Annotated in this window: 18 protein-coding genes; 6 read left to right on the top strand and 12 right to left on the bottom strand. The window is 64.4% G+C overall.

Features of this window, described 5'->3' with window-relative positions; genetic code table 11:
• Nucleotides 1-2 precede the first annotated feature (2 nt).
• The gene (locus IVB13_RS16375; protein WP_249803237.1) at nucleotides 3-806 is read left to right on the top strand and encodes an enoyl-CoA hydratase-related protein; all 804 of its coding nucleotides are present in this window, start codon (nucleotides 3-5) and stop codon (nucleotides 804-806) included.
• Between the two features lie 15 nt (nucleotides 807-821).
• Here the strand turns inward: IVB13_RS16375 and IVB13_RS16380 are convergent, their stop codons facing one another.
• The 6 genes from IVB13_RS16380 to IVB13_RS16405 form a co-directional block, all read right to left on the bottom strand.
• Nucleotides 822-1,619 carry an adenylate/guanylate cyclase domain-containing protein gene (locus IVB13_RS16380; RefSeq protein ID WP_247372482.1) on the bottom strand — a complete coding sequence of 266 codons (798 nt, stop codon included), beginning with the start codon at nucleotides 1,617-1,619 and terminating at the stop codon, nucleotides 822-824.
• A gap of 133 nt (nucleotides 1,620-1,752) precedes the next feature.
• Nucleotides 1,753-2,937: an adenylate/guanylate cyclase domain-containing protein gene (locus IVB13_RS16385; RefSeq protein ID WP_247489648.1), complete on the bottom strand. Its 1,185-nt coding sequence runs from the start codon at nucleotides 2,935-2,937 to the stop codon at nucleotides 1,753-1,755.
• Nucleotides 2,938-3,086: 149 nt separating this feature from the next.
• Entirely contained in the window at nucleotides 3,087-3,668 is a 582-nt protein-coding gene (locus IVB13_RS16390; RefSeq protein WP_247489650.1) for a HutD family protein, read from the bottom strand.
• A gap of 73 nt (nucleotides 3,669-3,741) precedes the next feature.
• Entirely contained in the window at nucleotides 3,742-4,590 is an 849-nt protein-coding gene (locus tag IVB13_RS16395; RefSeq protein ID WP_247489653.1) for an SDR family oxidoreductase, read from the bottom strand.
• Nucleotides 4,591-4,599: 9 nt separating this feature from the next.
• Complete coding sequence (locus IVB13_RS16400; RefSeq protein WP_085384392.1) at nucleotides 4,600-5,151, bottom strand: carboxymuconolactone decarboxylase family protein; 552 nt, start codon at nucleotides 5,149-5,151, stop codon at nucleotides 4,600-4,602.
• Nucleotides 5,129-5,830 carry a TetR/AcrR family transcriptional regulator gene (locus tag IVB13_RS16405; RefSeq protein ID WP_247403587.1) on the bottom strand — a complete coding sequence of 234 codons (702 nt, stop codon included), beginning with the start codon at nucleotides 5,828-5,830 and terminating at the stop codon, nucleotides 5,129-5,131. Before IVB13_RS16405 ends, IVB13_RS16400 begins: the two co-directional genes overlap by 23 nt.
• Before the next feature lie 118 nt (nucleotides 5,831-5,948).
• Here IVB13_RS16405 and IVB13_RS16410 point away from each other — a divergent pair, with 118 nt between their 5' ends.
• From IVB13_RS16410 to IVB13_RS16425, 4 genes are all read left to right on the top strand, one after another.
• A complete protein-coding gene (locus tag IVB13_RS16410; protein ID WP_247489655.1) occupies nucleotides 5,949-6,101 on the top strand; it encodes a hypothetical protein in 153 nt (50 codons plus the stop codon).
• Nucleotides 6,098-6,928, top strand: a complete 831-nt coding sequence (locus IVB13_RS16415; protein ID WP_247489657.1) for a tripartite tricarboxylate transporter substrate binding protein — start codon at nucleotides 6,098-6,100, stop codon at nucleotides 6,926-6,928. The genes IVB13_RS16410 and IVB13_RS16415 overlap by 4 nt, the downstream gene beginning before the upstream one ends.
• A 25-nt stretch (nucleotides 6,929-6,953) precedes the next feature.
• Nucleotides 6,954-7,490, top strand: coding sequence for a VOC family protein (locus IVB13_RS16420; protein WP_247489659.1), 537 nt, complete (start codon nucleotides 6,954-6,956; stop codon nucleotides 7,488-7,490).
• Nucleotides 7,491-7,604: 114 nt separating this feature from the next.
• Nucleotides 7,605-8,417, top strand: coding sequence for a class I SAM-dependent methyltransferase (locus IVB13_RS16425; protein ID WP_247489661.1), 813 nt, complete (start codon nucleotides 7,605-7,607; stop codon nucleotides 8,415-8,417).
• 24 nt (nucleotides 8,418-8,441) lie between these two features.
• Here IVB13_RS16425 and IVB13_RS16430 read toward each other — a convergent pair whose 3' ends face one another.
• The 3 genes from IVB13_RS16430 to IVB13_RS16440 form a co-directional block, all read right to left on the bottom strand.
• Nucleotides 8,442-9,998 carry a L,D-transpeptidase gene (locus IVB13_RS16430; RefSeq protein ID WP_026233000.1) on the bottom strand — a complete coding sequence of 519 codons (1,557 nt, stop codon included), beginning with the start codon at nucleotides 9,996-9,998 and terminating at the stop codon, nucleotides 8,442-8,444.
• Between the two features lie 329 nt (nucleotides 9,999-10,327).
• Nucleotides 10,328-11,377 carry a fatty acid desaturase gene (locus IVB13_RS16435; protein ID WP_018455677.1) on the bottom strand — a complete coding sequence of 350 codons (1,050 nt, stop codon included), beginning with the start codon at nucleotides 11,375-11,377 and terminating at the stop codon, nucleotides 10,328-10,330.
• Nucleotides 11,378-11,558: 181 nt separating this feature from the next.
• Nucleotides 11,559-12,995: an oligosaccharide flippase family protein gene (locus tag IVB13_RS16440; RefSeq protein ID WP_018455678.1), complete on the bottom strand. Its 1,437-nt coding sequence runs from the start codon at nucleotides 12,993-12,995 to the stop codon at nucleotides 11,559-11,561.
• A 304-nt stretch (nucleotides 12,996-13,299) separates the two neighbouring features.
• Here IVB13_RS16440 and IVB13_RS16445 point away from each other — a divergent pair, with 304 nt between their 5' ends.
• Nucleotides 13,300-14,367, top strand: coding sequence for an endo-1,4-beta-xylanase (locus IVB13_RS16445; RefSeq protein WP_018455679.1), 1,068 nt, complete (start codon nucleotides 13,300-13,302; stop codon nucleotides 14,365-14,367).
• Between the two features lie 3 nt (nucleotides 14,368-14,370).
• Here the strand turns inward: IVB13_RS16445 and IVB13_RS16450 are convergent, their stop codons facing one another.
• The 3 genes from IVB13_RS16450 to IVB13_RS16460 form a co-directional block, all read right to left on the bottom strand.
• A complete protein-coding gene (locus IVB13_RS16450) occupies nucleotides 14,371-15,321 on the bottom strand; it encodes a DUF6492 family protein (protein WP_018455680.1) in 951 nt (316 codons plus the stop codon).
• A gap of 95 nt (nucleotides 15,322-15,416) precedes the next feature.
• Nucleotides 15,417-16,211 (bottom strand): rRNA adenine N-6-methyltransferase family protein, encoded by a 795-nt coding sequence (locus IVB13_RS16455; protein WP_018455681.1) that lies wholly within the window; start codon nucleotides 16,209-16,211, stop codon nucleotides 15,417-15,419.
• Nucleotides 16,208-19,678, bottom strand: a complete 3,471-nt coding sequence (locus IVB13_RS16460; protein ID WP_247489662.1) for an AAA family ATPase — start codon at nucleotides 19,676-19,678, stop codon at nucleotides 16,208-16,210. The genes IVB13_RS16455 and IVB13_RS16460 overlap by 4 nt, the downstream gene beginning before the upstream one ends.
• Nucleotides 19,679-19,776: the final 98 nt, after the last annotated feature.

Genomic DNA, 19,776 nt, shown 5'->3' on the forward strand with positions numbered 1-19,776 from the left:
CGATGGCGGACATTCCGTACGGTGAGCGGACGAAGATCACCATCGAGCGCAAAGGCCACATCGTGCTGATCGGCATCAACCGGCCTGGCATCGACAATCGGCTGGACCCGGAGGCGACAGAGAGCCTGGCGAGAGCCTACTACCAGTACGATCGAGATCCCTCGCTGCGTGCAGCGGTTCTGTTCGGCTACGGCGAACGCTTCTCCAGAGGTGTCGATGTCGACGCTTACAAGGCATTTGCTCAATCGGGAAAGACGATGATGGAGGGACCCGGCTTCATCGACCCTCTCGGGCGGACCAAACCGGCGCTCACCAAGCCGCTGATTGTCGCGGTGCATGGCGATACCTGGAATATGGCGCACGAAATCTTCCTCGTTGCGGACATCCGCATAGCATCGGAAGACACGGATTTCGGCCAGGACGAGAACACGCACGGCCGCTTTCCCGGCGGCGGCTCAACCGTTCGCTTCCCACGAGAAGCCGGCTGGGGAAATGCCATGCGGTTCATTCTGACGGGCGATCATTGGGATGCGAACGAAGCGCTCCGGATGGGAACGGTTCAGGAGGTGGCAACAAACCGCGACGCCGCTCGCGCGAAGGCCGTCGAGATCGCCGAGAAGATCGCCGCATGCGCTCCCCTCGGCATCAAGACCTCGATTGCGTCCTCGCACCTTGCGCTCGAAGACCCCGAGGCCGCGCTTGCCCAACTTGGCGACCAATATCGTGCGCTGCTCACGACCAGGGACTTCCAGGAAGGGCGGGATGCCGAGGCACAGAAGCGTCCACCCGTTTACGAAGGACGGTGAGAGCTTCACCCACTCTCACCCCTCCACTCTATAGAGTCTCCATTTTTCCGGCACGCCCTTGAGCCGGTGAATGCCGTGATCTTTCAGGTTGATCGCCGACTGCGACGCCATCAGCTCCTTCACCGCGCTCGACACCAGCACCTCGCCGGCGCTCGCCTTTGCGGCGACGCGGGTGCCGATGTGGAAGGCCAGGCCGACCGCCTCAGTGCCGCTCACGGTGTATTCGCCGGCATGCAGGCCGACCCTGATCTCGAGGCCGAGCGTACGCACGGCCTTCTGGATCGCGGTCGCGCAATTGATTCCGGCGGCCGGCGTCTTGAACGTCGCCAGCACGCCGTCGCCCGTCGTCGTGACTTCCTTGCCGCGCGAGCTCTTCAGCTCCTTGCGGACCGCCGCGTAATAATGGCCCATGATCTTGGTCCAGCGGACATCGCCGAGCTTTGCGGCTTTTGCGGTGGAGCCGACGATATCGACGATCAGGATCGTGGCAAGCGCCCGCTTGAGCTCGGTGTTGCCTGCGGCCGGTCGGCGCCGGAGCACGATCGCGCCGGTCAGCGGTTCATAGCGATGATTGCGGCGCCGCGCGATCGCGGCCTTGGCGTAATCCTGGGCACGCTGCGCGCTGCCGCAGCGAATTGTCTTCTGCTGCGGCAGACGCGTCCAGTAGACCTTTCGTCCGTCACCCGCGCCCTGGACTTCCACGGCGCCCCATTTCAGGAGGATCGCCGTGCCAACGCGCCGGACACACCACGCCTTCGACGTGTAACCCGATACGTTCGACTGATGGATTCCGATGCGGAGGAATTTTGGCATGTACTGCGGCCGATCGATGACACGCTTGGACGAAACGCTTGGTTGCGCTTCGCACCGAGCGTAGTCACACAATCCTGCGTTGGCAACAGGACTCGATGATCGCCCGCTGCTTAGCCGGGGGCCTCCGTCATCTTCAAAACGCAAAAAGCTCGATCGGATCGCTGAAGCCGCGCACCTCATATTTTCCGACATGCTCCAGCTCGAACTCTCGCTCGACCAGCTCGGCAAAGTCGCGTGACAGCAACACTTTCTTTCCCAATTGCTTGGTCAAGGCTTCGAGGCGTGAGGCCATGTTGACGGCGGGACCGATCACGGTGAAGTCGAGCCGGGTGGACGATCCGATATTGCCGTACATGACGTCGCCGACATGGACGCCGATGCCGTAGTTCAGCGGCGCTCGGCCGGTGCCGTCGTTGCGCGCGTTCAACGCGATCATGGCCTGCCTGGCTTCGGTCATGGCATGCAGCAGGTTTGCGCAGGCCTTGGGCTCGCTCAGCGGAAAGATGGCGAGCAGGCCGTCACCGATGAATTTCAGGATCTCGCCGCCATGCCGCGCGATCGGCTCCGACATCGCGTCGAAATAATCGTTGAGCAGATCGATGACGTCGTCGCGCGGCCAATTGTCGGAAATCTTGGTGAAGTCGCGCAGATCGCAGATCATGATCGCGGCGCGCACCGTCGTACCGGTACCGCGCCGCGTGGCGCCGGCCAGGATGAGCTCGCCGGCATGGGAGCCGACATAGGTCTCGAGCAGCGTTCGCGCCAATCGATTCTTAACGCGGATCTCGCTGACCAGCGCCAGCACAGGCAACAAGTTCTTGAGGGCAGCGACATGGGTGTCGTCGAAGCCGCCGGGCCGGTTGGTCGCGAAGGTGACGAGATGGCGCTTGCCGAGCGTATGATAGAGCGGCCAAGCCACATAGTCGGTGAGGCCCTGCGCGCGCATCTCGCGGTAGAGCGCGTGCTTGCGGCCGAGCGCTGGGTCCTGCTCGAGATTTTCGCGCAACTCGGTCGCGCCGTCGAACATTTCGTTGGCGGGACTGCCGATATATTCAGACCGCTCGCGGACGTCATGGTCGACCCGTGCAATCTCTGCCTCGCGCATGCCGTCGGCCCACATGAAGCGGGCGCCCAGCCATTGCGGGTGCTGGATCAGCACGTGAAGGGTTGAGCGCGCCAGCGGAATGCCGGCCTGCTGAAGCCGGATGCACATCTCGGCAAAGATATTGTCGATAAAGCGCTGGTCGCGCGTGCCGTTGATCAACCAGTCGACGACGCCGTCGGACAGCGTGGCGGATTTGTTCTCTGGCGCGGTCATATCTGCCCGTTCATATCGTGGCCGCCCATATCGTGCTTTGGCTTTTGGGCGGCGGCTGCATCAGGGCAGATATCGTGCTCCGGCGCGACGGCGTCAACCTAGCCAGTTGCACGGATTGTGCGCATCGCTCTGGTGGGCTGGAACGCCGTTCAGCCGACGATCTGGATAGAGCCCAGCACGGCCAGCCCCGAGACGAGCGCAAGCGTCGATGCCCCCGTCAGTTCGACTTTCAAGGTGTTTTCGTGCGAAATCGAAAAATCCGTGCCTTCGAGACGGATAGTGCAGTCGCCGCGCGCCGCATAAATTAGATGCGTGCCGGCGGACAATCGCCGCTCACCGGGCTCCTTAAGCGCTTCGAGCTCAAGCGCGACCGCACCGCGCCGGCCCATCAAATTCACCACCTCGACTCGCCCTTCCTCGAGCCGGGTCACGATCTCGAGCTCGCCGGTGAAGCGCACCGTCGTAAACGGCTCGCGCTCGTCGAATTCCTCGGTGGGCGACTTCAGCACCAGCCCGCGTCCGCCGACCACCATCTGCAGGCGGTCGATGCCGGGCATATGGGAGAATGGCCCCGGCGCCACAATCGGCGTGGTCGCGAAGCGCCAGAGCAGGCTGTCCCAATCCTTCACGGATTCAGCGCGATGGGCATCCGCAATATCGGTGAAGATGCCGCCGCCGTTCTTCCAGGGCGAGCGGGCGTAGTCTTCGGATTTCAGCAGTGCGGTTTTCATGCCTTTGAGGCTTATCAGATGAGCAGGCCCTGCGAAACTGTCGCGTCGAGCCGCAGCCTGTTACGGATCGACGTCACATCCCGCTCAGGCCGCTATCGACCGCGAGCGTTTGCGCGGTGACGTAGACGCTCTCGTCCGAGAGGAAGAACAGCACGGCATAGGCGATTTCCCAGGCGGTGGCCTGGCGGCCGAACGGGACGTGACCCTTGCCGCGCGAGGGGCGGCCGGCGCCGGCCTCGCGACCGTTCGGCGTGTCGACGAGACCGGGATAGACGAGGTTGGCGCGGATGCCGCGGCGCGATCCGAGATGGGCGATGTTGCGCATGAGGCCGCCGAGCGCGGCTTTCGAGGAATCATACGCCGCCATCTGCGAGCCGGCCTTCAGAGCGGCGATGGAGGAGATGAAGACGATCGATCCGCCGTTGCCGAATTTCGGCAGGCCCGCGCGGCAGCACAGCATCGGACCGCGAACGTTGACGTCGTAGATCGCATTCCACTCCTCGGGGCTGACGGCGTCGAGGCCGACCTTGCCGAAGGTGCCGATGTTGAGGACCATGCCGTCGAGCCCGCCCATGGCGCGATGTGCTTCCTCGATCATGCGCTGGACGTCGGATTCAGAGGTGACATCGGCCGTGATGGCAAAGCCCTCGCCGCCTTCGTCGGTGATGTGCTTGACCGTCTGCTGCGCGGAGGTGTGGTTGAGATCGGCGACCGCGACCTTCGCGCCCTCGCGCGCGCAAAGAATGCTCATGGCGCGGCCGTTGCCGATCGGATCGGTGGCGGCGTCGAACACACGCTGGCCACCGCCGACGATCAGGATGCGACGCCTCTCAAGGCGTCCCCTGCCCGGCGCTTCGCCCAGCGATTCCGCGCTCGGCGGGAGAACATAGCGCTCCGGCCTGGTCTCGGAATTCTCACGCATGCGCGCCGCTTATCTCTTGCCGCTGTCGTAGACCTTCATGCCGGCTGCCGGGTCGAGATCGGTCTCGGTCGCCTCGGTGACACGCGCCATCATCATGTAGAAGCCGAGCGCGACGATGGATTCGACGATCTCCTGGTCGCTGAAATGCGCGCGCATGGCGGCGAAGATCAGCTCGGGAACGCGAACGTGCTCGACCACTTCGCGGCCGAATTTCAGCAGCGCGCGCTCGGCCTCGCTCAGGCCGGCGGCATCGTAGTCGGCCCGCTCGACCGCATCGATCTGTGCTTGCGTGCAGCCGATTCCGAGCGCGATCGGCACGTGCTGGCGCCATTCATAGGCACCGCCTTCGAGCTGGGCGGCCTGAAGGATCAGGAGCTCGCGATGGACCGCACTGAGCTTCTGCTTGTGCAGGATCGAATTGCCGAGCCGCATCGCCGGGATCATGTTGGCCTCGGCATGGGCCATCATGCGGAAAATATTCAGCTTGACCGGCATGCGGTCGAACGAGGCGCGGATGTCGCCGCTCGTCGTCTCCGGATCAATCAGGGGCAGCCTTGCCACGAGTCTCTCCCTTGGCTTTTCGTTTCTTATTGTCCTGTGTCCCGCCATCCGCCGCGATCAGCGACAGGAAGAAGGCGAGATAGCAGTCGATCGCCTCGATCACCTTCGGCCGCGGCGACGGTGCCGCGCCCATCACGTAATGCTCGAGACGGATGTAGATCAGCCCGGCCGCGAACAGCCGCGCGGTCTCGCGTGGGTCCGGCGTCGAGACGAGACCGGCGAGCGCAAAGCCGCGGAAATAATCCGTCATCATGCTCTGCTCGCGCGCATAGAAATGATCGGCGAATTTGGCGCGGATGCCGGGCACGCGGTTGCGCTCGGCGGTGATCACTTTCTGGAACTGGTGCTCGCGCGGATCGGACCATTGCTCGACGAGATCCAGTGCAAACTGGCGGCAGAACGCGGCGGGCTGGCGCGCGAGCTGCTTGTAGCGCGGCTCTTCCAGCCGGCTCGCCGAGCTGGCCGGGCCGTGCTCGCTGACGATCGCCTCGAGGATCGCGGCCTTGCCGGCGAAGTGATTGTAGAGGCTGCTCTCGCGAATGCCGACGCGACGCGCGAGCTCGCGCATCGAGGCGCCGCCATAGCCGCTCTGCGCGAACAGATCGAGCGCCTCGGCGAGAATGCGCGCGCGGGTCGTGGGCGCAGCCGCTTCCGCCGCGCTGGTGGTGTGGACAGCCATGCGGGCTTGACTAACGAACGATCGTTCGCTAGTCAACCGCCGGCACGATCGCTCGTTCGGTCTTGCGCTTCAACTCCGCTCTCAAAAGAAGCGGAGAGCAATCTGGGGAGATCAGGTCATGGCGCGCTTCGTCCATTTTCGTCTGCTGCGCGCCGCAACTTTGTCATTGGTCATAACGTTCTCGGCAATGCTGCCTGCGCGGGCCGAGGATCCGGCCGCCTATCCCACGCACAAGAGCTGCCTTATGCGGCCGGTGGCGGCGGCGACGTGATCGGACGACTGCTCGGCGACAGGATGGGCAAGACGCTCGGACAGAGCGTCTATATCGAGAACCACACCGGGGCTGCCGGCACGCTCGGCACCCAGATGGTCGCGGCGTCGGCGAATGACGGCTACACCATCACCGTAGGCGGCATGACCACGCATGTGCTGGCGCCGGCGATCTATCCGAAACTGCCTTACGATTCGATCAAGGATTTCACCACGATCGGGCGCATCGGCACGTCCTCGATCATGCTGGTGGCGACCAAGGATTTTGCCGCCAACGACATCAAGGGCCTGATCGCGCTGGCCAGGAAGGGCGAGCCGATCCAGTACGGAAGCTGGGGCGTCGGCTCGACCGGACAGTTCTGCGCGGAAATCCTGATGCAGCAGACCGGAATCAAGATGGACCACGTGCCGTTCAACGGCATCGCCAAACTGGCCGGCGATCTGCTCGGCGGCCACATCTCGCTGGCGACACTCGACATGGCGACCGCGACGCCGCTGGTGAAGGACGGCTCGATCAAGGCGCTGGCCGCCTGCGGCGAACGCTCGCCGAGCCTGCCGGATGTCGCAAGCTACAAGGAACAAGGCGTGCCGTTCGACCGCAGCCTGTCCTGGGCGATGTATGCGCCTGCGGGGCTTGCCGAACCGATCGCAAGAAAGCTGTCCGCGGCGCTGAAGGACGCGCTCGCCGATGCCGAGGTGAAGGAGAAGCTGCTGGGGCTTGGCATCACGCCGCAATTCGTGCCGGGCGACGAGCAGCGTGACATCAACGCCCGCGACATCGCGGCCTGGAAGCAGGTTGCCAAGGACGCGGGCATTGAACTGAAGTGATCAAGCTGACAAGAGGAGCGCGGGCATGAGCCGCATCTTCGGCGCGGTACGCCAGAACGGTTATGTGGTGCGGGACATCCACTCCGCGATGAAGCACTGGATCGAGGTGATGGGCGTCGGTCCCTGGTACTACATGGACCGCGTCAAGACCGACTGGTTTTGCCATCGCGGCGAAAACTCCGCCGTCGAGATGAGCATCGCGCTGGCCAATTCCGGCGATCTCCAGATCGAGCTGATCCAGCAGCGCAACGACGCGCCCTCGCTGTACAGGGAGTTCCTCGAGTCCGGCCACGAAGGCCTTCAGCACATGTCCTACTGGAGCCACGACTACCAGGCGCTCTACGACAGGGCGCTCGGGCTCGGCTACAGGATCGGCCACGAGGGCCAGATCGGCGGCGACAAGGGGCGCTTTGCCTATTTCGACACCCAGGCCCATCCAGGCACCGTGATCGAGATCTCCGACATCAGCGGCACCAAGGGGCCGTTCTTCGAGAAGGTCCGGCAGGCTGCTTTGAGCTGGGACGGCACGCGGCCGATCCGCGAGGTCGGCGGGAGCCCATGACGCAGGCGGCCAGCAAGGCGATGCAGGAATCAGCCGGGTTCACCGTGCTGCTGGCGCGGTAGACGGCAATCCATGGTAACGTGAGCCTCGTCTCCGAACTTCAGCGAGGCAAGCATGTCCAACACTGACAAGGTTTTCGCCGGCTCGATCCCGAAGCTTTACGACGAATATCTGGTGCCGATGATCTTCGCCGTTTACGCCGACGACATGGCAAGACGTGTCGCGGCCCGGTCTCCCTCCGTGCTGCTCGAGATCGCGGCAGGCACCGGCGCCGTGACGCGCGCGGTGGCGGCGGCGCTGCCGCGCGGCGTTCGTTATGTCGCGACCGACCTCAACGAGCCGATGCTGGCTGTCGCGGCGCAGCGTCAGGCAGACGACGATCGCATCTCGTGGCGCCAGGCCGACGCATCGGCCCTGCCCTTCGACGATGCAGCCTTCGACGTGGTCTGCTGCCAGTTCGGCGCCATGTTCTTTCCGGACCGCGTGAAGGCCTACGGGGAAGTGAAGCGCGTCCTCAACGGCAATGGCACGTTCGTGTTCAACGTCTGGGATCGCATCGAGGACAATGTGCTGACGCATGAAGCGACCGTCGCGCTCGAAAAGCTGTTTCCCGACGACCCGCCTCGTTTCATGGCCCGGACGCCGCACGGCTATCACGACAAGGCCGTCATCAGAACCGACCTCGAACGCGCAGGCTTCCGTGACATATCGATCGAAACGCGAGCTGAAATAAGCCGGGCCCCGTCGCCCGAGCACGTCGCGATCGCGCTCTGCCAGGGCACGCCGCTGCGCAGCGAGATCGAGGCACGCGATGCCAGCAAGCTTCAGGCTGCGACCGACATCGTTGCCGAGGCGATCCGAACGCGCCATGGGTCCGGACCGATCGAAGGCAAGATCCAGGCTATCGTCATCGAGGCGCGGCGATAGTGGCGAGCTTCGATCCGCCCGCTCCTACCAGAAGCCCCGCTGCATCGGCTGTGCCGGCTGATAATATTGATACTGGCCGCGCCGGCGCGGATTGACGGGCTGCGGATTCGGATCGCGCTGGAAGAAGAAGCCGAAACCGTTGCCGCCATTGTCCCAGCCGTCATCGCTCGCCATGGCCATCGGAGGCGCGGTCGGCTTGCGCGTGATGAAACCGCCCTGGGGCTGGTTGCTCAGCACTGCGACGAACTCGGTGCGGTAGTTGGTCTCGCTGCTCAGCGGCTCGTCCGAGATGATGATCGAGGAGCGCGGCAACGCGGTCGGCGCGATGCGATCGAGCACCTCCTGTGGGATGGTGATGCGGTCGAGTGCGTTCCTGGCGTTGTCGCTGTCTTCGATCGTGACCACGCTCCAGCGCAGGCCTGTGTCGGTCTTCGCCATCGCGGTGAAGATATGCGTGCCGAGCGGCTGATCCGGATTGCGGATCGCGACGGGAACCTCGATGCTGGTGTCGAACACCTCGCCGCCGCCGTCCGGTGCCGGCTTGTGCGTGTTCCGCCGCACGTAGAGCTTCTGCGTCGCGCGGCTGATGTAGACCGAGACCGGCTCGAGTGCGAGCTTTGCGTCGGTCGCGGCCTTCACGGCATCGGCCTTCCTGGCCGCTGCCGCCTTGGCGGCCTCTTTCGTGGCAGCCACCGCGTCGCGCTTCGGTTGTGCGGCGCTCTTGGCGGCATCGAGCTGCGTCGCCGCGTCGGCGGCCTTGGTGGCGGCCTTCTGCTTCAGCTCCTCGGCCTTGGCGCGGGCCTGATCGGTCTTGGCGGCCGCGAGCTGCCTGTCGGCGAAGGCGAGCTCGGCGTCGGCGCGGGTCTTCTGCTGTTCCAGCTTGCGCAACGAGGCCGGCAGCGATGCCGCCTCTTTCGCGGCCGCCGTCGCGGCCTTCTTGGCCTCGTCGGCCGCCCTTGTGGCCTCCTCGGCCTCGCCGGAGAGCCTGCCAATTTGGCCCGGCGCCGCCGCAATGGCGTCCCGCTTCGGCATGAACAGTGCGGGATGAACGATGTCGATCGGAGCCGCGTCGTTCGGCGAGATGATCACCCGCATCCCGATGTTGGTCTTGTCGAACAGGCCCTCCGCAAAGCCGAACGGCATCCGCACGCAGCCATGCGAAGCGGCGTAGCCGGGCAGCGGCCCGCCATGCAGCGCGATGCCGTTCCAGGTGATGCGCTGCATGTTCGGCATCCAGGCGTCGTCATACATGGTCGAGTGGTGGTCCTTGTCCTTCTCGATGATGGCGAAGACGCCGGCCGGCGTCTCGCGTCCCGTCGTGCCGGTGGACACCGGCGCGCGAAAAATCCAGCCCTCGGCGTCGTAGAAGGTGACCTGCTGGCTCTTGATCGACACGATCGCCATGATCGGTTCGCCAGCCTCGCGCGGTGCCACCGCCTCGGCCGGCTGACGCGCCTGCTTGGCCGCATTGGCCGGAGCCACGGCCGCAAAGGCGAGCATTGCCGCCAGGGTCACAATTCCGGGGGGCCCCCAACGCCGCATCGCCACGGTGGATTGCGCCGTTGTCATCAGGTTTCTCATGCCATCCTCGGTCGAAATGCCAGTCCGCCGGTCATTGATCAGATTGCGATCTTTGAATTAAGAAATCGCCGCCGCCTTACGTTCCGTCTGTGGCGACATTCGGCACGTTCCGGCGATAAATCTCATATACGACGGTTAACGCAGGCGGAAGGGCGCCGCGCGGCCGAAGCTGGCGGTCTATCGCTGCGACAGAATGACCGGGGATCGGTGACACGGCTGCCAGCGCCCGGCGTCGGACGGCGAAGCCACGTTGAACGGCCGCTAGACGCCCATCGCGTTCCGATCGCGCGAATTCACGCCGGTCGGCGGCCGCGCGGGGCGGCGTAAAGCTAAGCCACTGGAGTCAAGGCTGCCTTTTCAAACAAGGCTGCCTTGCCAAACAAGGCTGCCTCTCCAAAGGAGACGAGCCGCTGCCGTTCCTCGTCCCACAAGGTCAGCCGCACGGTCCGCAAACTCTGGAGCAGCGTGATCCGCCCGACACCAGCGAACTGCGGATGGTCGCGCAATACGTCCTGCAAGCGATAGCAGGGAATTCGACTGGACAAATGATGGATGTGGTGGACGCCGATATTTGCCGTGAACCATCGCAAGACACCCGGCAATTGGTAGTGAGAGCTGCCGTGCAGCGCGGCGTCGTGAAAGTTCCAGGTCTCGTCGTGGGCCCAATGCGTGTGCTCGAACTGGTGCTGGACGTAGAACAGCCACACACCGATCGACGCCGCCAGGACAACGATCGGCAGATGCACAAGCAGCAACGGCCCATAGCCGACCAGCCAGATCATCGTGACGGCGAGAACCGCGAGGGCGATGTTCGTGCCCATCGTGCTCAGCCAGGGTTTCCAGCCGCGACGCATCATCCCGACCGGCAATCGGTGCTTCAAGATGAACAAATACGAGGGACCGGCGCCAAACATCACGAGGGGATGTCGATACAAGCGATACAGCGTCCGGCGCCATCGCGACCGCCCGAGAAATTCGCGCGTGGTCAACGTATCGATGTCGCCCAAGCCCCTGTGGTCGAGATTGCCGGAATTCGCGTGATGGCCCGCATGGTTATGCCGCCAGTAGCCGTATGGCGTCAGTGTCATCACGCCGATGGCACGGCCGACCCAATCGTTGGCAACGCGGCCGCGGAAGAACGAGCCGTGTCCGCAATCGTGTTGGATCATGAAGAGGCGGACCAGCAAACCCGCCGCGGGCACCTCGAGCAGGAGGGCAAACCAATAGCCCTGGTCAAGAGCGACCCAGATCAGAGCCCAGATGACGACGAACGGGATCGCCGTGATCGCCAGTTCGAGGACACCCCGCGTATTGTCAGGCTCGCGATAGCGGGCAAGCAACTGCGCCGATGCGCGGATTTCCGGCGTTCCTTGGGTCATATCTGCTCTGCTCCCGACATGCCGCCCAAGAAGCACAGTTATGGCCACGGACGCAACAAAATCGCCCTCCGCCCTAGACCCGGGCGGCTGTGCGCTTCCGGTCGGAACCGAGCCATCGCCAGGCCAGGCGGCGCTTTCAGAGCTTCAGACGCTGAGGCCGAGCCTCGTCAGGCATCGCGGCTTAAACGCCCAGCGCCTTGCGGTTGAAGGTTCGCAGGAAACGCAGCGACAGCGTCCGGACGTTTGCGATGTTCAGCAACCACGCGGCAGCGGCATAAGCGAGCCCGCCGGCGAGGCTCACGAGCATGAGCGGGACGAGGCCGATGCCATTGACCTGGGATCGTGCCACGAGGATCGCAGCCGCCATCGCCGCGGCGGAGACCGCAACGCCGGCGAGGCGGTGGAGGTCGAACGGGACCGGATGGGCGCGATGCATCAGCACGACGGCAACGAGGAAACCGATCGCTTCGGTTGCAAGGGTCGCCAGCGCCGCGCCGTAGAGACCATGGCCGGCCACCAGCACGAACATCAACGCCACGCTGACGACCAGCGTCAGGAACGACTGCGCCGCCAGCATGAACGGTCGCTCGGCAAGCTGGAAGCTGATCTGCACATAGAACTGATTGGCGATGCCGAACAAGCGCGCGAGCACCAGGGTCGGCAGCAATACCGACACGCCGGCGCGGAAGTCGACGCCGACGAGCGTGCCGGCGACCTGGTCGGCTGCGAGCGCGAGCCAGACCGCGACGGGCGCAACTACGACGAGCAGAAGTTCGAGGCTCTCGGTCAGCCGCTCCCGCGTCGTCTCGATGTTCTTGTCCGACAATGACCGGAACACCAACGGCACGGTCGCCGCGGCGACGCTGGAGGCGATCATGACCATGAACTGTCGCGGCAGATCGGCGGCGACGCCAAAGATTCCGGCGGCGTCCTTGCCGAGCAAATAAGCCACGATGAGGCGGTCGCAGGCCGAGTAGACCGCAACCGACAATCCGGCCAGCGTCAGCGGCAGGCCGTAGCGCGCGAGCTGCACGAACTGGCTGCGCTGAAAGCGCGCGATCCTGGTGCGGTCACCGAGAAGGTTCAGGATGATCCCGGCGAGCGAACCCAGGCCGAATGCGGCGAGCAGTCCCAGTCCACCCCAGCCGAGCCAGATGCCGAGCAGGCCGAAACCGACGCTCGACACGCTGCGCACGATCGAGATCGCCGCGAACCTGTAAGGGCGCAGTTTTGCGCGCTCGAACTCCTGGCCGACATCGACGGCATTCGCCATGATCGCGACGAACATGCTGGCAAGTAGCAGCCCAACGCTGAGATCATTGCGGAACAGGAAAACCAGCGGCGTGGTGGCGCAGAGGACGGCAACGGTGAGCGCGAAGGCGACCATTGCAGTGCCGCGGAAATCCACCTCGGCCGACATCGCCTGATAGCGCGACACCGACAGCTTGATCCAGGCGAAGAAGATCGCGCCTAGAATGCCGGCCAGGCTGATGCCGACGACATAAACGCCGTACTCCGCCGGCGTCAGCAGTCGCGTGTAGGCCGTGACGGCGAAGAAACCCACCGCCGCAGGCAGGATGTAGGCGACGAGATAAATCGAGAAATGGCGGTTCAGCATGCGAGCACGGGACCGACAACATTGTTGCGAGTGTGACGGCCGTTCATCAATTGGACCATGGCGGGCGAACGAATTGCGCCGCAACATCTCTCAAGAGTGTCACATAAGTCTGGAGATCGGGCGGCGAATCCGGTTTTGAAGCCGCTTTCGCGGGTTAGCGTTAAATTTGCCCTTCCCTGACGGCGCCACGGCCACCGAAAGGAACCGTGATTTCGCACTGGCAAAGTTAACCCAACGAGGGAAATCCCCGGCGTTGCAAGGCGTCGCTTGGTACGGTGGCGCGTTGGCTCCGATAAGGAATGCCGTGACCAGGCTCGACAGACGCGAATTTCTCCTCGGCAGCGCCGCAGCACTCGCGGCAGCCGCATCGGCGTCCGCAGCGCCGGCGTCGAAACTCGCCCAGCGCTATCAGGGATTTGGTGCCGCGGCCACGCTCTGGGATCTGCAAGCGGATCCCAGGCTCGGCGAAGCCATCAGCACCTACTGCACACAAGTCGTGCCGGTGCTCGAGCTGAAATGGCCGATGCTGCGTCCGGACGCGCACACCTTTGCCTTCGAACGCGCCGACGCGATCCTGGATTTCGCCCGGCAGAACGACCTGACGATGCGCGGCCACGCGCTCGCCTGGTATCACGACATTCCGGACTGGACCAAGCAGATCAAGGATACCAAGGGCGTCGAGCGCGCCTATGTCGACCACATCGGCACCGTCGTCTCCTATTACAAGGACAAGCTGACGTCGTGGGACGTCGTCAACGAGCCGATCCCGGACAATCCGCACAGCCCGAAAGACCGACGCGAGTCGTTCTGGACGCAGCATCTGGGCAACCGCTGGATTCCGCTGGCGTTCCGCACGGCGGCCGCGGCCGATCCCTTCGTCAAGCTCGCGATCAACGAATACGACATCGAGTCGGCCAAGGACACGTTCGTCGCGAAGCGCGCTGCCTACCGCCATCTCATCATGGAGCTGCTCGACCAGGGCGTGCCGTTGCACGCCGTGGGACTGCAAGCGCATCTGCATGCCGAGCTCGAGATCGACACCCATGGGCTTGCCGAATTCGTCACCGAGCTGCGCGCCTGGGGCCTCGAGGTGCTCGTCACCGAGCTCGATGTCGACGACCAGAAGCTGACGGGGACGCCGGCGGAGCGCGATGCCATCGTCGCCAAGCGCGTCGATGATCTCTTGACCGCGATCTCGACCAGCGGACCGGTGCGCTCGATCCTGACCTGGGGCCTCTCGGACCGCTACAGCTGGATCAACGGCACCTTTGCCCGCGCCGACAAGCAGCCGAACCGTCCTTTGCCGCTCGACGGCGAGTTCAAGCCGAAGCCGTTCATGAACGTGATCAGCAAGTTCACGAGAGACGTGTAAGGTCTAGCGAGCTTTCGGCACTTCGAACTGAGCCTCGTCGCCCATGTGCTCGGGCGAAAGACTCGGACCGCGACGGTCGCGCGAGCTGAGGCGGAACACGTCGCGGATGTCGTCGATCGAGGTCGACGAATAGGACTGGATGCACAGCGCGACCTGGTCGGGCGAAGCGGCGCGCATCATCGCTTCGATGGCGGGACGGTCGAGGCGGGTGTCGTCCCAATGCGAGACCGCGATGCTGTCCTCGGTGACCCGATGAGTGGCCAGATGCGCGGGCGCGTTCGCGACGAAATGGCCGTACATGAGATATTCCGAGAACTTCTTCTTCCGGCACAGTGCCAGAACCCAGTTCAATCCCGTTGCCGACTTGATCGAATCGGTCATCGCGCGCGCGGTGTCCTTGTCCCAGACCAGCGCGTTGCCGACATAGTCGTCCGCGGGGAAGGACCGGTCCTTGATGCCAAGGAGCTGATCGACGGTGCGGAGCCACAGGACATGCAAGGGGTGGGCGGCGTCGATCCCGTTGCGCGTGACGAACAGCGGGGTCTTCTCGGCGCCGGCATACTCACCGACGTCGAATTCGCGGAAGAACAGATTGTCCGAATCCAGGATGCAAACGCGCTGCTCTGGCGCGTTGAGGACGCCGGCGATCTTGAGGATCTGCTGAATGTGCCAGCCATGAACAGGTGACGACAGCAGCGACAGCCAGACGCGCCGTTTGCTGATGAACTGCAGAGCCGGCGGCAACGCCCACAGCCATTTCGGCAAATAGCGCGAGGCCGGAACGATGACGCGTTTGTCGGAAGCGAACCGCGCGAACAGCGGCAGATCCTCATCGTTAACGAGAACATAATGCCGTGTGTAGCCCGTCAACCAGGTGTCGATGCTCTCGCTGAGCAGCGAAAAGCGCTCGATATCCTTGGCGTAGCTGGCGGTCAGCAGGGCAACGGAATGCATGGCGCGCGCTCGTATGGCGATCAGGCCGCAGTCATAGCGGCGCCGAGACGCGTTGGATACTTACATTCGCAATCAAGGTAAAATGAAACGAAGCATTAGCCATCCGACGGCAACCCCTGCGCGATGCCGCGAAAGCGCAGCGGCGCCAGCGCGGAGGCGCGCTGCCACCAGTCGGCGACGCGGTCGTCGAGCGCGGTCAGACCGCGGCCTTGGCCGGGAAATATCCGGATCTGCTGCACCGCCTCGGCTTCGAACCCCCTGCCCTTGCGGGTGATCTTGAGGGCGGCGCCTTCGCGGTCCCGCTGGGTCAGCGGCACCAGAAGCCGGCCGCGCGGACGAAGCGACCGAAGCCAGAGCGGATGCGGCTGCGAGAAGCCGGCATGAACGATGATCACGTCGGCGGGTTCGCCGATGTCCTCGCATCCGTCGCCATGGACGACCGCGACGTTGCGATAGGCGCCAAGATAGGTTGCGGCGCGCGCCGCAAGCCGCTCGTCGCATTCGATTGCCTGCACCCTGCCCTTGGGCCCCACGATCTTCGACAGCACGGCTGAGAAATAGCCGAGCCCGCAGCCGATCTGGACCACACGGTCTTTTTCCCCGACGTCGAGCAAATCGATGAAATGCGCCCACAGGCTCGGAAGTCCGGTATCAAGCTTGCGGCGCGCATCGATCGCGACCAGCACATTGTCCTGGAGATGAACGGGATCAGCATCCGGCGTCAGCCGATAGTTGCGCGCCGCCTCGGTCTTGATGCGCCACGGCCCCTTCGCCAGAAACTTTTCGCGCGGAACAGTGCCGAGGGCTTCGAGCAGGCGCGTTGAAGAGATCCGCTCGCGTTTTGAGATCAGCTCCACGTAACGCGCACGCGCGGCGGCAAGATCGCTCATCTCACGGAATCGGCCTGTTTACGAACAAGCGCGTCCACGCCGAGCTCGTCGATCAGTTGCATCGCCTGTTTCAGGTCCGGCGTGGAAAAGCCCTCGCTGAACTTGGCCACAATCGGTACGAGCAGGAGACGAGCGTGCTCGCGCTTGCCGGCTTGGTGCGACAGGCGCGCGAGGCTGACGGCGGTGCGAAGCTCCCAGGACAGAGCGCCCTGCTTACGCGCGATCTCCAGCGACAGGTTGAACAGGTCCTCGGCCTCCTGCACCGAGGCCGGATTCTCATCCGACAGGGTGATCTCGCCTTGCAGGCGGTAGACTTCGGCGAGGTAGGAGTGGTCGCCGGTCCGTCTTGCGGTCGCGAGCGCACCGTCCAGCGCGCGCAAGGCGGCATCGCGCATTCCGACCTTGGCGTAGGCCTCCGCGAGCAGGCAGCGGAACCAGCAGCCGGCGAGCCAGGAATCCATCGCTTCGTATTCGTCGAGGCCGAACCGCATCTGGCTGAGGCCTTCGTCGGCCTCGCCGAGCTGCGCCAGCGCCCAGCCGCGCAGGATCGCCGCCTGCTGCTTCCAGTGCAGGAAATTGTGCTCCGTGGCGATGATCATGGCGCGGTTGGCATGGTCGCGCGTGCCCTCAACATCGCGCAAATGCTGGCAGAGATAGGCGCCGAACACGAGCGCGAAGGCGAGCGTGAATGGGTGGCGGATATTCTCGGCGTTCGCGATCGCCTGTTCGCTGTGCTGGCGCGCCGCGTCGGGCCGGCCGAGGAACCACAGGAGGTAGCCGAGATAGGACAGCGAGACGACACCGGGATCGGTGCCGTGCCGCTCCATCAGATCGGAGTGCAGGTCGGGGCTGTAGAGGTTGATGCAGCGGTGCAGATGATGCTGGGACGCGGCAAAGCGCCCGCGATAGAGCATAGTCATCGCGATCGAGCGATGCGCCTCGATCAGATAGCCGGTCTGCTGCGCCGGTTGCGTCCCCTCGTTCAGCCGCTCGCGCTTGGCGAACTTCAACAGCTCGACGCTGAGATCGTGCGCGCGGGTCAGATCGGCGCGGATGAAATGACAGACCCAGAGCCCGCGCGTGGCGGCGAAGGCCTTTTCGTCGTCGTCGAGCTGCTGGCCGAGTTCGAGGGCGCGGACGTAGTTCTCCTCGACCTCCTGCACGGCATAGCCCTTGGCGGCGATCAGCGCGTTGCCGAGCGCGATGCGCAATTCGAGCTCCATCTCATCGGCGCCCTGCATGCGCGCATTGGCCTGCACGACGCCGAGGCCGCGGCCCAGATGCCCGATCGCCTCTAGATTGGCGCCACTCTTGGCCGCCTGCTTACCGGCCTTAAGCCAGAAGCTGGCGGCGCTCTCGCTCTGGCCGGATTCGGTCATATGATGGGCGAGCAGTTCCGGTTCGCGCTCGGTCTTCTCGGGATACATCTCGGCCAGCACCTGGGCGATCCGGGAATGCAGCTTGCGCCGCTCGCTGTGCAGCAAGCTCGCATGCGCGGCGTTCTGAATCATCACGTGCTTGAAGGAGTAGAGCGCGTCGGGCGGATGGCCGCGGCGCATGATCAGTCCGGCCTCCTCCAAATGATTGAGCGCGGCCTCGATCTGTTCGGCGGGTGTGTTGGCGACCGCGTGCAGAGTCTCGTAGGAGAATTCGCGGCCGATGGTGGCACCGATTTGCGCGATCCGCTTGAACGGCCCCATCCGGTCCAGCCGCGCCATCAGCGAGTCCGTCAGCGTCGCCGGGATCGCAAGCTGCCGCCACGGACCCGACAGCACGTAGCGCCCGTGCCGTTCGGTCAGGAGGTTGGATTCGAGAACCGTCTTGGTCAGCTCCTCCAGGAACAGCGGCACGCCGTCGGTCTTGACGATGATCTCCTCGATGACCTCCTTGGGAAGCTCGCGTCCCGCCACGCGCTCGACCAGCGTCGCGCGCAACTGCCGGCTCAACCGGTTCAGCACCAGGGTCGTGATATGCGAATGGGCGTTCCAGCTCGGCTGGAATTCGGTGCGCGCGGTGATGATGACCAGGATTGCCCGGTTCTGTGCCCGGTCGACCAGGAGATCGATCACCTCACGGGACGTCGGGTCGATCCAGTGCAGATCCTCGAATGCGATCACCAGCGGCTGCTCGCGCGCAAGGCCGAGGAAATGATTGACCAGCGCCGCGACGGTCGCATCCTTTTGCTGCTGCGGCGACAGCTCGAGCGGCGGATAGCGGTCGCCGGTCGGAATGGACAACAGCACGGCAAACAGCGGCGCAACCTGCTCGATGTCGCCATGAGCGGCGGCGATCGCGGTCTCCAGGCTCGCCAGCGACTGAACGGACGCATCCTCGCGATCGAGACCGAGAGAGAATTTGAGCTGCTCGGCGAACGGATAGAACGCCGTGGAGGTGTAATAGGGCGAGCACTGGAACGAGACCTGTCCATGGCGATCGCCCGCGATCCGGTCGAAGATCTCCTGGATGATGCGCGACTTGCCGATGCCGGGCTCGCCGAACTTGACCACGACCTGGCCCTCGCCCTCCTTGGCCTGCTGCCAGCGCCCCATCAGCAGCGCAATCTCCTCCTCCCGGTTGACGAGCGGGGTCAGCCGCGTGCCCATGGCGGCGGCGAAGCGGGTCTCCACCCGCGAGGCGCGCATCACGTGCCAGGCCTGGGCTTTCTCCGAGATTCCCTTGAGCACGTGGACGCCGAGATCGCGGTAGTCGAACTTCCCCTTCAGCAGCGACTGGGTCGACGTGGAAATCACCACACCGTTGGGCGGCGCCAGGCCCTGCAGGCGCGCGGCGAGATTGACGGTTTCTCCGACCGCGGAGTCGCGCTCTTCGGTGCCCTGTCCGACGAGGTCGCCAACCACGACGAGACCGGTTGCGATGCCGATGCGGACGGCGGGTGAGTGGCTGAGCGCGCCACGCGGCTCGATCGCGCGAGCGGTCGACAGCACCCGGACGATTTCCAGCCCCGCACGCACGGCGCGCTCGGCGTCGTCCTCATGTGCGGTCGGATAGCCGAAATAGACCAAAATACCGTCTCCGACGAAGCGGGCAGCAAAACCTTCGTAATGCTTCACGACGCGGACACAGGTTTCGCGGAAGCTCGCGATCATGTCGCGCACGTCTTCCGGATCGAACTGCACCGAGAGCGAGGTGGAATCCACCATGTCGCAGAACATGGTGGTGAGCTGACGCCGCTCGGCGCCGACCTCCGTCCGGATTTGCGGGCGCGCCGTCGCGTCGGGCTTCTCCGCGGTTTCGGCCCGGAACAACGCGGTCATGGCGCGCTGGAGCCGCTTCCGATCGCCGAGCGGCAATCCGAGCTCGACCAGATCGGATTCGGTCAGGTCCGCCGTGACGTCGAGATCGAGACGGTGCTGCGCGAAGAGATCGGTATAGTGGCTAAGACCGATACCCTCGAGCCAGCGCTTCAGCCCGCCTTCCGCTCCCGTGCCCGGCTCATTCTCCAGCATGGTGATTCCGCCCGACCAATCACTCCGTCGAAGGGCTTAGGGCCCCGCAACCACAGATTTTGGGGCCAAAACTTCACCTCAGACTGGACGCGTTTCCT

This window comes from Bradyrhizobium sp. 17 (assembly GCF_023073515.1).
Classification (GTDB): domain Bacteria; phylum Pseudomonadota; class Alphaproteobacteria; order Rhizobiales; family Xanthobacteraceae; genus Bradyrhizobium; species Bradyrhizobium canariense_D.

Bases quoted from the DNA above. Each gene is read 5' to 3' on its own strand.
- IVB13_RS16385 (WP_247489648.1), bottom strand. From the start codon at position 2,937: ATGACCGCGCCAGAGAACAAATCCGCCACGCTGTCCGACGGCGTCGTC.
- IVB13_RS16380 (WP_247372482.1), bottom strand. From the start codon at position 1,619: ATGCCAAAATTCCTCCGCATCGGAATCCATCAGTCGAACGTATCGGGT.
- IVB13_RS16405 (WP_247403587.1), bottom strand. From the start codon at position 5,830: ATGGCTGTCCACACCACCAGCGCGGCGGAAGCGGCTGCGCCCACGACC.
- IVB13_RS16390 (WP_247489650.1), bottom strand. From the start codon at position 3,668: ATGAAAACCGCACTGCTGAAATCCGAAGACTACGCCCGCTCGCCCTGG.
- IVB13_RS16430 (WP_026233000.1), bottom strand. From the start codon at position 9,998: ATGAGAAACCTGATGACAACGGCGCAATCCACCGTGGCGATGCGGCGT.
- IVB13_RS16425 (WP_247489661.1), top strand. From the start codon at position 7,605: ATGTCCAACACTGACAAGGTTTTCGCCGGCTCGATCCCGAAGCTTTAC.
- IVB13_RS16440 (WP_018455678.1), bottom strand. From the start codon at position 12,995: ATGCTGAACCGCCATTTCTCGATTTATCTCGTCGCCTACATCCTGCCT.
- IVB13_RS16450 (WP_018455680.1), bottom strand. From the start codon at position 15,321: ATGCATTCCGTTGCCCTGCTGACCGCCAGCTACGCCAAGGATATCGAG.
- IVB13_RS16455 (WP_018455681.1), bottom strand. From the start codon at position 16,211: ATGAGCGATCTTGCCGCCGCGCGTGCGCGTTACGTGGAGCTGATCTCA.
- IVB13_RS16395 (WP_247489653.1), bottom strand. From the start codon at position 4,590: ATGCGTGAGAATTCCGAGACCAGGCCGGAGCGCTATGTTCTCCCGCCG.
- IVB13_RS16375 (WP_249803237.1), top strand. From the start codon at position 3: ATGGCGGACATTCCGTACGGTGAGCGGACGAAGATCACCATCGAGCGC.
- IVB13_RS16420 (WP_247489659.1), top strand. From the start codon at position 6,954: ATGAGCCGCATCTTCGGCGCGGTACGCCAGAACGGTTATGTGGTGCGG.
- IVB13_RS16460 (WP_247489662.1), bottom strand. From the start codon at position 19,678: ATGCTGGAGAATGAGCCGGGCACGGGAGCGGAAGGCGGGCTGAAGCGC.
- IVB13_RS16435 (WP_018455677.1), bottom strand. From the start codon at position 11,377: ATGACCCAAGGAACGCCGGAAATCCGCGCATCGGCGCAGTTGCTTGCC.
- IVB13_RS16410 (WP_247489655.1), top strand. From the start codon at position 5,949: ATGGCGCGCTTCGTCCATTTTCGTCTGCTGCGCGCCGCAACTTTGTCA.